This window comes from Streptacidiphilus rugosus AM-16 (assembly GCF_000744655.1).
Classification (GTDB): domain Bacteria; phylum Actinomycetota; class Actinomycetes; order Streptomycetales; family Streptomycetaceae; genus Streptacidiphilus; species Streptacidiphilus rugosus.
The window spans coordinates 7,058,745-7,071,122 of record NZ_JQMJ01000004.1 but is presented as its reverse complement, the minus strand read 5'-3'; the positions used below and the strand labels follow the sequence as shown (position 1 = coordinate 7,071,122).

12 protein-coding genes are annotated in these 12,378 nt (G+C 73.1%); 5 read left to right on the top strand and 7 right to left on the bottom strand.

All coding sequences use genetic code 11. The features are described 5' to 3' along the window. Window positions 1-112: 112 nt before the first annotated feature. From mshD to BS83_RS40855, 7 genes are all read right to left on the bottom strand, one after another. Window positions 113-949, bottom strand: a complete 837-nt coding sequence (mshD, locus tag BS83_RS40885; RefSeq protein ID WP_037608484.1) for a mycothiol synthase — start codon at window positions 947-949, stop codon at window positions 113-115. Window positions 950-1,029: 80 nt separating this feature from the next. Continuing rightward, window positions 1,030-2,229, bottom strand: a complete 1,200-nt coding sequence (locus BS83_RS40880) for an MFS transporter (RefSeq protein ID WP_198035413.1) — start codon at window positions 2,227-2,229, stop codon at window positions 1,030-1,032. 43 nt (window positions 2,230-2,272) lie between these two features. Then, on the bottom strand, window positions 2,273-3,721 hold the full coding sequence (locus BS83_RS40875; RefSeq protein WP_037608483.1) for a sensor histidine kinase: 1,449 nt from the start codon (window positions 3,719-3,721) through the stop codon (window positions 2,273-2,275). Continuing rightward, window positions 3,718-4,443 carry a response regulator transcription factor gene (locus BS83_RS40870; protein WP_037608482.1) on the bottom strand — a complete coding sequence of 242 codons (726 nt, stop codon included), beginning with the start codon at window positions 4,441-4,443 and terminating at the stop codon, window positions 3,718-3,720. Before BS83_RS40870 ends, BS83_RS40875 begins: the two co-directional genes overlap by 4 nt. A 60-nt stretch (window positions 4,444-4,503) precedes the next feature. Next, a complete protein-coding gene (locus tag BS83_RS40865) occupies window positions 4,504-5,388 on the bottom strand; it encodes a S1C family serine protease (protein WP_037608481.1) in 885 nt (294 codons plus the stop codon). 389 nt (window positions 5,389-5,777) lie between these two features. Next, window positions 5,778-6,884, bottom strand: coding sequence for a LacI family DNA-binding transcriptional regulator (locus BS83_RS40860; protein ID WP_051945273.1), 1,107 nt, complete (start codon window positions 6,882-6,884; stop codon window positions 5,778-5,780). Window positions 6,885-6,963: 79 nt separating this feature from the next. Further along, window positions 6,964-7,686 (bottom strand): response regulator transcription factor, encoded by a 723-nt coding sequence (locus BS83_RS40855; RefSeq protein ID WP_051945271.1) that lies wholly within the window; start codon window positions 7,684-7,686, stop codon window positions 6,964-6,966. A 197-nt stretch (window positions 7,687-7,883) separates the two neighbouring features. Here BS83_RS40855 and BS83_RS40850 point away from each other — a divergent pair, with 197 nt between their 5' ends. The 5 genes from BS83_RS40850 to BS83_RS49070 all read left to right on the top strand — a co-directional run bounded on the left by BS83_RS40850 (window position 7,884) and on the right by BS83_RS49070 (window position 12,317). Continuing rightward, on the top strand, window positions 7,884-8,678 hold the full coding sequence (locus BS83_RS40850; protein ID WP_037608480.1) for an alpha/beta hydrolase: 795 nt from the start codon (window positions 7,884-7,886) through the stop codon (window positions 8,676-8,678). 86 nt (window positions 8,679-8,764) lie between these two features. Further along, window positions 8,765-9,010: a MoaD/ThiS family protein gene (locus BS83_RS40845; protein ID WP_037611070.1), complete on the top strand. Its 246-nt coding sequence runs from the start codon at window positions 8,765-8,767 to the stop codon at window positions 9,008-9,010. An 8-nt stretch (window positions 9,011-9,018) separates the two neighbouring features. Further along, window positions 9,019-11,235 (top strand): hypothetical protein, encoded by a 2,217-nt coding sequence (locus BS83_RS42710; RefSeq protein ID WP_051945269.1) that lies wholly within the window; start codon window positions 9,019-9,021, stop codon window positions 11,233-11,235. A gap of 119 nt (window positions 11,236-11,354) precedes the next feature. After that, window positions 11,355-12,017 carry an LmeA family phospholipid-binding protein gene (locus BS83_RS40835; protein WP_037608479.1) on the top strand — a complete coding sequence of 221 codons (663 nt, stop codon included), beginning with the start codon at window positions 11,355-11,357 and terminating at the stop codon, window positions 12,015-12,017. Window positions 12,018-12,236: 219 nt separating this feature from the next. Then, the gene (locus BS83_RS49070; protein ID WP_370118893.1) at window positions 12,237-12,317 is read left to right on the top strand and encodes an Ms5788A family Cys-rich leader peptide; all 81 of its coding nucleotides are present in this window, start codon (window positions 12,237-12,239) and stop codon (window positions 12,315-12,317) included. Window positions 12,318-12,378 lie beyond the last annotated feature (61 nt).

Sequence of the window (12,378 nt, the reverse complement as noted above, 5' to 3'; positions counted from 1 at the left end):
GGACTGATTGCATTTCGTGATCTTTGCAACGGGATCTGAACGGTAAGTAAATTCGCAGTGACCTGCAGGAAAGCTGAGTCGGTCGCCTACGGTTCGCCCGAGGCGTCACCGATCATTCGGGGACGCCGAACACCAGGTCCACCTCGTGCACCGCAAATCCCGCCCTTTCATATACCCGCAGCGCGGCGGGGTTATCGGCATCCACGTAGAGCAGCACGGTCGGCAGCCCCCGGTCCTCCGCCATGTGGCGCAGCCCGACGGCGGTCAGTGCCTTGCCGAGCCCGCTGCCCTGCTCGGTCGGGGCGACCCCGACGACGTACACCTCGCCGAGCCCGCCTTCGACCTTGGTCCAATGGAACCCGACGAGCACCCCATCCCGCTCGGCGAGAAAGAAGCCCTCGGGGTCGAACCAGCCCTCCTGCTCGCGTTCCCGCAGGTCCTGGAGGGTCCACGAACCCTGCTCGGGGTGGTGGGCGAATGCCGCGGCGTTGACCTCGAGCCACGCCTCCTCGTCCCGGCCCGGCTCGAAGGTCCTGATCGTGACCCCTACCGGCAGGGTGGGCGCCTCCGGCGCGGGGCCGGTCCTGCGCAGCTGCCGCAGCTCGCGGGTCAGCACCAGGCCGAACTCGTCGGCCAGCCGCCGGGCGGCGGGGTGCCCGCCGTGCGCCCACACCCTGCGGGCGCCGGAGCCGAGCGTGCGCCGCAGCAGCGCCCGTCCGTGGCCCTCGCCGCGCCGTGCGGGGTCGACGACCAGCTCCGCGGTCCACTCCGCGTCGATCTGCGCGTACCCGAGGAGGGCGCCGCCCTCGTCCCTGCTGGTCAGATGGCTGACCTCGGCCCGTCCACTCCGCAGTGCGAGCCGCCCCTGCTCGGAGACCGCCTGCCGCCCGTCCGCGTCCGCCGCGCGCGCGAGCAGCGCGGCGATCTCCTCACGCTCCGCTGTGTCCATGTGTTCGACCCTATGGCTTCCGGGCGCCGGGAGGCCGTCAGCGGCGCGGCGCCGCCGCCGACCGGGCCCGTGCCCCGTGGCTACCTGACCCGGCTGAGTACGGCGATCGAGGCGAAGGCGCAGGCCGCGGCCAGGCCGAACGCCGTCGGGAAGCCGCTCGCGGTGATCAGCGCGCCGACCGCGGGCGGAGCCACGGACGCGGTGAGGTTCTGGCCGGTGTTCTGCACCGCGAGGGCGCGGCCCGCCCAGTGCGAGCCGGCCCGCTCGGCGACCGACGTGAAGGAGAGCCCGTTCGTGCCGGCCGACAGCGCGCACAGCAGGACCAGCAGCGCCACCGCCACCGCTCCGCCCGCCACGCCCAGGGCCAGGGCCAGCACCCCGACCGCCGCGGCCAGCAGCCGCATCGGCTGCAAGCGGCTCCCCACCGCGTCGGACCACCGCCCGGCGCCGACCCGGCAGACCGCGGCCGCGCCCTGGCCGCAGGCCATCAGCCGCCCGGCCGCGATCGCCGGCCAGTGGCGCACGTCGGTCAGGTAGACCAGGCCGAACGCGCCGACGGTGAACTGCGGCCAGACCATCAGGGCACTGGCCGCGTGGATCCGCCACAGCGCGGAACCCCGGTAGGGGCTGGCCGGCTTCTCGTCCTCGCCCGGCCGCGCCGCGGCCCTCGGCGGGTCGACGACGAACAGCGCGGTCAGGACCGTCATCACGCCGCTCAGCAGCGTGAACATCAGCACCGCCCCGCGCAGGCCGTGCGCCGCGGCGATCGGCGGGACCGCGGCGGCGGCGACCAGTATCCCCAGCGGGGTGGACGTCTGCCGCAACCCCATCGCGAAACCGCGCTGCTCCGGTGGGAACCACCCCAGCACGACGCGTCCGCTCGCCGCCGACACACTCGCCCCGGCAGCCCCGGCCACCGCGAACAGCACCCCCAGCGCGACCAGCCCGTGCACGGCCGACGCACCGGCCAGCGCCGCCGTGGCCAGCCCCAGCCCCGCGGCCAGCACCCACCGCTCCCCATACCGATCGGTCGCCGCCCCCCACGCGTACAGCGCCAGCAGCAGCCCGGCGGTGGGACACGCCACCATCACCCCGGCCTGCGCCAGGCTCAAGCCCTCCGAGCTTCGCATCGACGGGATCAGATACGGCATCCCGTACACGAAGGTGTAGGCCGCGGTCTGCGCAGCGGTCCCGAGCCCGAGCATCACCCAGCGTCGGCTCGCGGGCGGCGGGCTTCCGGCGACGGGGTGCGCGGCGACGTCACGCTGACTGGTGGTCATGCCTGCATGATGGCTCAGTATTCGTATAGTGGGACAGTTTGTTTCACATGCCGGACGGCAGCTCCGGGGGAGGAGTCGGTGCGCCGGGGAGCTTCATGGTGGCGAGGGTGCCCGGGGAGGCGTTGGAGAGGGAGACCTCGCCGCCGCAGTCGTGGACGGTCTGGGCCACGATCGCCAGGCCCAGGCCGGAGCCGGGCAGCTGGCGGGCCGAGGGGGAGCGCCAGAAGCGTTCGAAGACGTGGGGCAGGTCCTCCTCGGGGATGCCCTGGCCCCGGTCGCGGACGGTGAGGGTGCCGAAGCGGAGCCCGACGTCGATCGTGCCGCCGGCGGGGGAGAACTTCACGGCGTTGTCGAGCAGGTTGATGACGGCCCGCTCCAGCCCGTGCGCGTCCGCGCGGACGAACCACGGCTCTACGGCGACGGTGAACTCCAGCCCCGGCCCGCGCAGACGCGCGCGGTCCAGCGCGCGGGCGGCGATGTCGTGCAGCGGCACGACGGACAGCGGCTTGGAGCCCTGCGGGCGTGCGGGACGGGAGAGTTCGAGCAGATCCCCGATGAGCGTCGAGAGCTCGCCCATCTGCGCCTTCATGTTCCGCAGCATGCGCGCGTGCGTCTCGGGCGGCAGCGCGCGTCCGGTCTCCTCGCTGCGGACCAGCAGGTCCACGTTGGTGCGGAGCGAGGTCAGCGGGGTGCGCAGCTCGTGCCCGGCGTCGGCGATCAGCTGCGACTGCCGCTCGCGGGAGCTGGCCAGGGCGGTGCTCATGCTGTTGAACGAGGTGCCCAGCCGCGCGATCTCGTCGGTCCCGTTGACCTCGATGGTCTCGCCGACCTCCTCGGTGCGGGCGATGTGCTCGACGACCGCCGTCAGCTTGTCCACGGGCTTGAGGCCGGCCTTGGCGACGTACCAGGCCGCTATGACCGAACCAGAGATGATGATCAGGCCCGCCCCGAGCAGGATCAGGGCCAGCGTGGTCAGCGCGTCCTGCATCGGCTTGAGCGGCAGAGCCGTGGAGACGGCGGCGAGGTCGACCTTGCCGGCCGCCTGGAAGGTGACCTGCCCGATGCTGACGGTGTAGACGCGGACGGGTGTGCCGTCGTAGGTGTGCCCGTTGTGGAAGGTCGAGACGGCGTCGTCACCGGACTTCCCGGAGGCCGCCACCGCCACGTCGGCCGCCGTGGGCCTGATGGACTTGTCGCTCAGTTGGCATGGCGTCGTGCCGTGCGCGACGACCAGCGTGGTCGCCGCCTCGGAGCCGCTGAACGGCGGCACGGACGGGTTGAAGCACCACTCGCTGAGCTTCACGTTGGTGTGCGGATCGGTGGGCGAGGGGGGCGAGAACGAGGTCTTGAGCGTGTCGTCCACCTGGTGGAGCATCTGCTGCTGCGCCGCGAACCACGCGAGGCTGCAGCAGATCACGACCGCCACCGACACCACGGCCGCCGTCAGGACGGCAAGACGCCCGCGCAGCGTCAGGCGCCTCCATCTGCTCATGCCGCACGCAGCGCGTAACCCACACCGCGGACGGTGTGCACGAGGCGCGGCAGGCCGCCGGCCTCGGTCTTGCGGCGCAGGTACATCACGTAGACGTCGAGGGAGTTGCTGGAGGGCTCGAAGTCGAAGCCCCAGACCGCCTTGAGGATCTGCTCCCGCGTCAGGACCTGGCGCGGGTGCGCCAGGAACATCTCCAGCAGCATGTACTCGGTGCGGGTCAGTTCGACCGGCTTGCCCGCGCGGGTGACCTCGCGGGTGGTGGTGTTCATGGTGAGGTCGTCGAAGGAGAGGACCTCGTCGGTGTCGCCGGGGCCGCCGGGCGTCGCGGTGGTGAGCGCGGAGCGCCGCAGGAGGGCGCGGACGCGGGCGAGGAGTTCGTCGAGTTCGAAGGGCTTGGCCAGGTAGTCGTCGGCGCCGACGTCCAGGCCGGTGACGCGGTCGCCCACCGCGTCACGCGCGGTCAGCATCAGCACCGGCACGGTGTCGCCGCGCGAGCGGAGCCTGCGGACGGCCGTGAGGCCGTCCATGCGGGGCATCATGATGTCGAGCAGGACGAGGTCGGGCTGCTGCTCCGCCACCGTGTCCAGCGCTTCGAGGCCGTCCGAGGCGGTGATCACCTCGTAGCCCTCGAAGGCCAGGCTGCTCTCCAGCGCATCCCGCAGCGCCGGCTCGTCGTCCACGACCAGGACCCGCGCCGGTGCGTCGGACTCGGTGGCTGTCATCCCCGTTGCTCCTCGTCATTCCTCGGTCAGTGCTGCGCCAATTGTCCGCTACGGCGAGCGTCAACCGGTGATGCTCTGGCCCGACTGCAGCTGCGGCAGGACCGACTTCACCGCGTTGATCGGGATCGCGAAGCCCAGACCCACGCTTCCCGCCTGCGAGCCGGAGCTGCTGCTGCCGGAGGAGGAGTACATCGACGCGTTGATCCCGACCACCTGGCCCGCCGAGTTCAGCAGCGGGCCGCCGCTGTTGCCGGGGTTGAGCGAGGCGTCGGTCTGGATCGCGTTGTAGGACGCGGTCTGGCCGGAGCTCGGCTGGTCGGAGCGGCCGTTGTCGCCCTGCCAGAAGGGAAGCCCGAAGCCGCCGTTGCTCTGCGTCGTGGTCGGGCTGACGTCCACCTTCACCGGGCGGTTCAGCGCGCTGACGATGCCGGAGGTGACCGTGCCGGTCAGGCCGTCCGGGTTGCCGATGGCCACGACCTGGTCGCCGACGGCGACCTGGCTCGAGTCGCCGAGCGAGGCGGTCTTCAGACCGCTGACGCCGTCGGCCTTGATCACGGCGACGTCGAGGCTCGCGTCCGTGCCGACGATGGTGCCGGTCGCGGTCCTGCCGTCGGAGAAGGTGATCTTGATGGTGCCGCCGCTGTTGCCCGTCGCGTCGGCGATCACGTGGTAGTTGGTCAGGATCTGGCCGCCGGAGGTCAGCACGATGCCGGTGCCGATGTCCTGGCTGTTGCCGTTGGTGACCTCGATCTGCACGACCGCCGGGGAGACGGCCTTCGCGATCGCGGCGGTGTCGCTCGTGCTCGACTTGTCGCCGGTGACCACGGCGTTGGTGCTGTAGCTCGCCTGGTCGGAGGTCTTCTCGCTGATGAGACCGCCGGCCACGCCGCCCGCGAGGGCGGAGAGCACGGCCACGGCGGCGACCAGCGCGAGCGGCTTGCGCATCCGCCGGCGCGGCGGCGTCGCGTCGTCGCCCGTGGGGGGAGCCCCGAAGCCGCCCGCCGGCGGCACGGGCGGCTGCCCGGCCGGGGCGTGTGCGGCGGAACCGGCGGGCCGACGGGCGGCTGCTCGGCGCTGAACCAGTAGCCCCCCTGCGGCTGAGGCTGCTCCACCGGCGGCTGCACGTACGGCGGCTGGGGCTGCTCGGAGGCCGGGTGGACCGTGCCTTCGAGGGGCTGGGCCGCATGCGCGGTGGGGTGGTACCCGGGCATCGGCGGCACAGCGGAGGTGTACGGGTCGTCTGCGTGGTTCCGGGGCATCTCGCTCATGGAAGCAACAGTCGGCCTCCGAGATGAGAGCCCTCTGAGAGCCCGGTCAGAACCCGCGTAAAACCCTTATCGGCCGCTCTCGGCGTGGCTGCCGTCGTCGTTCCCGCTGTCGCTCCCGCTGCCGTTCCCGCCGTCGGCGGAGCCGTCGCAGCCGCAGCTGCGGCGCACGACCAGGCGGCTCGGGAACTTCCTGATCCGCGGCGTCTCGGAGCCGGGAACGGCCAGCGAGTCGTCGAGGACCAGGTCCACCGCCGCCTTCGCCATCGAGTCGCGGTCCGAGGCGATCGTCGACAGCGGCGGGTCGCAGAACGCGGCCTCCTGGATGTCGTCGAAGCCGATGACCGCGAGGTCCTCCGGCACCCGGACGCCGGCCTCGCGGGCGGCCCGCAGCACGCCTATCGCCTGGTCGTCGGTCGAGCAGAAGATCGCGGGCGGCCGCCGGTCGGGGTTCCGCAGCAGCTCCAGCGCCACCTGGTACGCGCCGTAGCGCGAGAAGGGCGCGTCGATCAGGCGACCCTCGGTGGGGACGCCGGCCTCCGCCATCGCGCGGCGCCAGCCCTCGATGTGGTCGACGACCGGGTCGCCCGGCGCGGGCGCGTTGACCGGGCCGCCGAAGCAGGCGACGTAGGGGTGGCCGTGGTGCTTGAGCAGGTGGTCGACGGCGAGCATCGAGCCGCCGATGTCGTCGGTGACCACCGCGATGTCGTCCGAGGTCTCCGGACGGCGGTGCAGCAGCACCACCCGCGAGTCGCCGTGGGCGGCGAACTCCGCGTCCGCGCGCTCGCTCGGGCCCTCGCTGATCAGGATCAGCCCGGCCACGCGCATGCCCAGGAAGGCGCGCACGTAGTGGATCTCACGGTCGCCGGTGTAGTCCGAGTTCCCGATCAGAACGATCTTGCCGCGCTCCGAGGCGGCACGTTCGACCGCATGGGTGAGCTCGGCGAAGAACGGCTGGCGGGCGTCGGGGACGACCATGCCGATCAGGTTGGTGCGCCGGCTGGCCATCGCCTGGGCGACGCTGTTGGGCCGGTATCCGAGCTGGTCTATCGCTGCGAGGACGCGCTCGCGGGTCGCCGGAGCGACCGGGCGGGGTCCGTTGTTGATGACGTAGCTCACGACCGCGGTCGAGGTCCCCGCCAGTCTGGCCACATCGTCGCGGGTCACCTTGGGCATGGCCGGATTCTACTTGGACGCGGGCATGTCTGGACCAGAGGGCTTCGGACCCGCGCCGACAGCGGCGACTCGATCGGGCTCACACCTCGACGTCGATCTCGGCCTCGGCCCGGGCGGCGCCCTTCTCCGACTTGTCGGGGACGACGAAGCGGTAGCCGACGTTGCGGACCGTGCCGATGAGCTGCTCGTGCTCGGGGCCGAGCTTGGCGCGCAGCCGCCGCACGTGGACGTCGACGGTCCGGGTGCCGCCGAAGTAGTCGTAGCCCCAGACCTCCTGCAGCAGCTGGGCGCGGGTGAAGACGCGTCCCGGGTGCTGGGCGAGGTACTTGATGAGCTCGAACTCCTTGAAGGTCAGGTCGAGGATCCTGCCCTTCAGTTTGGCGCTGTAGGTGGCCTCGTCGACCGAGAGGTCGCCGTTGCGGATCTCCATCGGGCTCTCGTCCGCGACGACCGTCTGGCGGCCGAGGGCCAGGCGCAGCCGCGCCTCGACCTCCGCCGGGCCCGCCGTGTCGAGCAGCACGTCGTCGATGCCCCAGTCGGCGGTCACCGCGGCGAGGCCGCCCTCGGTGACCACGAGCAGGACGGGAGCGCCCGGTCCGGTCGAGCGGAGCAGCTGGCAGAGGCTCCGGATGTGGGGCAGATCACGGCGGCCGTCGACGAGGATCACGTCGGAGCTGGGAGTGTCGACCAGGGCCGAGCCCTCCGCGGGCGCGACGCGGACGTTGTGCAGCAGCAGGCCGAGTGCGGGCAGCACCTCAGCCGACGGCTGGAGGGCGTTGGTCAGCAGCAGGAGAGAACTCATACCCGGTTAGTCCCCTTTCCGGGTGGGCCGGTGACACTTCCTGACGAGACTTCTACAAACACGACCTGCGCACGTCGTCGGGCGCTTGCCGGTAACGTCCGGCTCTCGCACGAACGTCCGTACTGGCGTTCACAAAGCACAAAAGGACCCGGGGGCGACACTGCCCGGATCCCTCTCTGACTAGGAGAATAGCCCACATGGACCCCGCCGCGAAGAGTGTGGTTCGCATCCCGGACACCTTCGGTTACTGGCGGTCGCCGGCGGAGGCCCGGCTCACGACGGCCGACGGCGTCGCTCTGCATGCGGAGTACCTGCCACCGAGCGGAGGCGAGGCGTCACTCGCCGTCGTCGTGGCGCACGGCTTCTCCGGCGCCGTCGAGCGGCCCGCGCTGCGGCGCGCGGCCGAGGTCTTCGCGCGGCGGGCCGGCGTGGTGACCTTCTCCTTCCGCGGCCACGGCCGCTCCGGCGGGCGTTCGACGGTCGGCGACCGGGAGGTACTGGACCTCGACGCGGCGGTGGGCTGGGCCCGGTCGCTGGGGTTCGCGAAGGTCGTCACGGTCGGCTTCTCGATGGGCGGCGCGGTGGTCGTCCGGCACGCGGCGCTGAACGGCGGCGTCCGCGCGGTGGCGGCGGTGAGCGCGCCGGCGCGCTGGTACTACATGGGCACGGTGCCGATGCGGAGGCTCCACTGGGTGGTCATGAAGCCGCTCGGGCGGGTGGTCGGCCGGGTCGGACTGAAGACCAGGATTGACCCGAACGAGTGGACGGACGTCCCGCTCCCGCCGGTCGCGGCGGCCGCGCGGCTCACGGTCCCGCTGCTCGTCGTCCACGGCGACGCGGACCCCTACTTCCCGCTCGACCACCCGCGCTCGCTCCGCGAGGCCGCGCCGGGCGGCGAGCTGTGGATCGAGCCGGGCTTCGGACACGCCGAGAACGCGGCCCCCGAGGCGCTGCTGGAGCGCGTCGGCGAGTGGCTGACCAGGCACGCGTGACTGTTGCGTGGGAGAACGGCGATGATGGCCGAATGCAAGGAGCGACGGATTCAGTGGAGACAGAGGCGACAGCCAGGAACGGCGTGATCCGTTACTGGGCTGCGGCCAAGGCGGAGGCCGGCACGGCCGAGGAGCCGTACACGGCGGCGACCCTCGCCGACGCGCTCGCCGCGGCGCGCGCCCGTCACGCCGACCGGCCGCGCTTCGCACAGGTGCTCGGGCACTGCTCGTTCCTCGTCGACGGCGCGCAGGTCGGCCGCCGCGACCACGCGACGGTGGCCCTGACGGAGGGCGGCACGGTCGAGGTCCTCCCCCCGTTCGCGGGCGGGTGAGCGGCGGCATGAGCGAGTACCCGCAGAACTGGTCCGGCTACCCCGTCGATCCCGGCCCCGGCGCGGAGGCGGACGCGGAGCGCACGGCCTTCCTGCCGCCGATGCCCGCGACCGGCCCGTTCCCCGGCCCGCAGGACGTCGAACAGACGGCGTTCCTGCCGCCGATTCCGCCGGTTCCCGGCGCGTTCCCGGGTGTGCCGGACGCGGAGCAGACCGCCTACCTCCCGCCGGTCGCCGCCGCGCCGGCCGACGAGTGGGCGGCGCAGCCCGCCGGGCAGTCGCGCTTCGGCCACATCCAGGAGAAGTACGGCACGGAGGAGACGCCGCTGCCGCCCGTCCCTGCGCCCGCAGCGGCCGCCGAGGCGGACTCCTCCCCCTGGCCCCCCGGCTGGGACCGCCCCGCGGCTCCGCCGCCCACCTGGTCCCCGGCCGCGCCCGCCCAACCCGGCTACGCCGGCCCCGGCACGCCCCACGTGCCCCCGCACGCCCCCGGTCACCCGGCGAGCGGCGCCCACCGGACCGACGCCCTGACCGGCACGCCGCACCTTGGCCACGCCGGGCCGATGCCGGCAGGCCCTCTGCTCGCCGCTCCCGGTGCGCCGCAGAGCTTCGCCGGAGGACCCGGCTCGGCTGCGCCGCAGGCGACCCCCCTCGACGCCGGATACCCGGCGGGTGGCGGGTCCCCGGCAGACGCCCTGTCCGGCATGCCGCACCACCCCGCCCCCGGCCACCCGGCCGCCGCGGGCGTGCCCGACCCGGGCCATGGCGGCTCGATGCCCGGAAGCCTCGCGCCTGCCGCCCCTGGATCCCCGCAGGCGACTCCCTTTGACGCCGGATACCCGGCGGGTGGCGGGTCCCCGGCAGAGGCCCTGCCCGGCATGCCGCACCCCGCCGCCGGCTACGCCGAGCCGATGCCGGGAGGCCCGCTGCTTGCCACCGGCGCGCCGCAGGGCTTCGCCGGAGGGCCTGGCTCGGCTGCGCCGCAGGGCATGGGCGCTCCCGGCGCGCCGCAGGCGGCGCCCCATGCCGGGTACCCCGCACCTGGTGGGGTTGTGGCGGACCCGCTGACCGGAATGCCGCACCCCGCCCCCGGCCATGCCGGAACGATGCCGGGTGGCCCTCCGCTCGCCGCTCCCGGCGCGCCGCAGGGCTTCGCCGGAGGGCCCGGGGTCGCCGCGCCGCAGGCGGCGCCCTATGCCGGTTACCCCGCTGCCGGCGGGGTCGGGGCCGACGGACTGTCCGGACTGCCGCCGCACGGCTTCGCGCCGCAGGCGGCTCACCCCGTCGCGCAGGACGTCGCGCCGCAGGGGATCGTCGTCGAGCCCGGAGGGTCGCTGCGGGAGGCCTTCGCCGCCGCCGCGCCGACCGGGCCGGTGGGTGGCGTGGCCAGACCCCTGGACGCCGAGCCCGGGGGCTCGCTGCGGGAGGCGTTCGCCTCCGCGCAGCCGACGGGACCGGCGGAGGCCGTTGCCGCGCCGGCGCAGCCCGCGCCGCGCCAGGGGTCGCCGATCATCGACCCCGGAGTGCAGCCGGCGGCGATCACGCTCGGGCTCGCCGCGCTCGTCGGCGTCGCCGCCCTCGGCGGACAGTTCGCCCTGGTGCTGCCGGTGCTGCTGCTGCAGGCCGTCACCGCCGCCGGGTGGTTCCGGCTCAACGGCATGTGGCCGGCCAGGCAGGGCATCGCGCTGGCCGCGCTCGGCGGCGTCGTCGCGGACGCCGCGATCCTGGCCGCGTCCGCGAAGTCCAGCGCGCCCGCCGTGCTCGCCGGAACCCTGGGCGGGTTCTTCATGCTCGTGCTGATCCTGCAGATCTTCCGGCCCAGCAACCCCGACGAGCGCTTCTACGCCCTCACCGTCAGCGCCTCCGCCACGGTCGTGACGGTGCTGAGCGGCGCGTTCCTCGCCGTGTCGTCCGGCAAGGCCGTCCTCGCGGGTGCCCTGGCCGCCGGGCTCGCGGCGGTCGTGTCCGCCGCGCTGCGCAGCCCCGCCGTGCTGGGCTTCGCCGCGGGCGGGTTCGTCGGAGTGGCCGCGGGCGGAGCGCTCGGGGCCGCGACCGGTCTCGGTCTCGGCAAGGGGCTGCTCATCGGGCTGGGCGCGGGTCTGTGCGCGCTGGTCGGACGGCGCGTCGCCGCCTACGACTTCCCCTCGCGCTTCGTCCACATGACCGCCGGGGTGGCGCTGCCACTGGCCTGCGCCGCGCCGGCCGTCTTCCTGATCGCCCGCTGAGGGCGCGGCACGACACCCACCGAGAACCGCGGGGCCGGGCAACCATCACGCCCGGCCCCGCGTCGTTGTCCGAGAACCACCGGACCGACGACCTGACCCTCCGAAGGGACCGACTCACGATGCGCAACCTGCGCCGACTGCTCATCACTCTGGTGATCCTCTTCGGCCTCTTCGTCGCAGCCGACCGCATCGCCGTCCGGATAGCCGAGAACCAGGCGGCGAGCAAGATCCAGTCCTCGCGCGGCCTCTCCCAGAAGCCGGACGTCAGCATCGAGGGCTTCCCGTTCCTGACCCAGCTGATCGGCTCCAAGCTCGACGAGGTCAAGTTCCACGCCGTGGACTTCCAGGTGCCGGCGGGCAAGCTGCAGCTGATGAACCTGGACGCCGACCTGCACGGCGTGAAGATCTCCAGCGACTACTCCAGCGCCGTCGCCGACTCCGCGACCGGCACCGTCACGATCAGATACTCCGACCTCTCCGCCGCCCTGCCGAACCACATCAAGGTGACCTACGGCGGCTCGCCGGGCAAGGTCAAGGTCAGCGGGAAGATCGAGGGCAACACCGTCACCGGGACCGCCGACATCTCCGTCTCCGGCGGCGGCAGCGTGAAGCTGGGCAACCTGGACACCGGTGACCCGCTGACCTCCTTCCTGGCCGACGTCTTCGCGCCCGAGGTGCCCGTCTCCGGCCTGCCCAGCGGGCTCAAGCTCGACAGCGTCGACGCCGAGGAGAACGGGATCTCGGTCCAGGCGTCCGGCACGGACGTGCACCTGAACGGCTGAGCCCGGCCCGAAAGCCCCGCCCTTGTCCACCCTGTGAGACGCGCTGTCCATCGCGGTCCCGCAGGGTGGCTTCGTCTTCCGCCCTGCGCGAGCCGTGCGGCCCGCGCAGCCGCCTGCCGAGGGGCCGGCAGTGCCCGCTGTCCCGAAATATGGACGACTTTGTCTCATCATTCAAGACTTTGATGACAGCCTCCGGGTTCGTTCCCTAGCATCGTGGACATGAAGCGACAGGCGGAACTCACGAAGCGGCGGGCAGTAGACCTGTGCCGCGTCGCTGCCTGCCTCTGTCGAATGCGCTGATCGGGCGGTTCCTGCCCACACTCGCGCAATTCCCGCGCCGTCTCAGCCATGGCTCGAGCGG

Coding starts and splice junctions, on each gene's coding strand:
- mshD (WP_037608484.1), bottom strand. CDS start 949: ATGGACACAGCGGAGCGTGAGGAGATCGCCGCGCTGCTCGCGCGCGCG.
- BS83_RS40880 (WP_198035413.1), bottom strand. CDS start 2,229: ATGACCACCAGTCAGCGTGACGTCGCCGCGCACCCCGTCGCCGGAAGC.
- BS83_RS40875 (WP_037608483.1), bottom strand. CDS start 3,721: ATGAGCAGATGGAGGCGCCTGACGCTGCGCGGGCGTCTTGCCGTCCTG.
- BS83_RS40870 (WP_037608482.1), bottom strand. CDS start 4,443: ATGACAGCCACCGAGTCCGACGCACCGGCGCGGGTCCTGGTCGTGGAC.
- BS83_RS40865 (WP_037608481.1), bottom strand. CDS start 5,388: ATGCGCAAGCCGCTCGCGCTGGTCGCCGCCGTGGCCGTGCTCTCCGCC.
- BS83_RS40860 (WP_051945273.1), bottom strand. CDS start 6,884: ATGCCCAAGGTGACCCGCGACGATGTGGCCAGACTGGCGGGGACCTCG.
- BS83_RS40855 (WP_051945271.1), bottom strand. CDS start 7,686: ATGAGTTCTCTCCTGCTGCTGACCAACGCCCTCCAGCCGTCGGCTGAG.
- BS83_RS40850 (WP_037608480.1), top strand. CDS start 7,884: ATGGACCCCGCCGCGAAGAGTGTGGTTCGCATCCCGGACACCTTCGGT.
- BS83_RS42710 (WP_051945269.1), top strand. CDS start 9,019: ATGAGCGAGTACCCGCAGAACTGGTCCGGCTACCCCGTCGATCCCGGC.
- BS83_RS40835 (WP_037608479.1), top strand. CDS start 11,355: ATGCGCAACCTGCGCCGACTGCTCATCACTCTGGTGATCCTCTTCGGC.
- BS83_RS49070 (WP_370118893.1), top strand. CDS start 12,237: ATGAAGCGACAGGCGGAACTCACGAAGCGGCGGGCAGTAGACCTGTGC.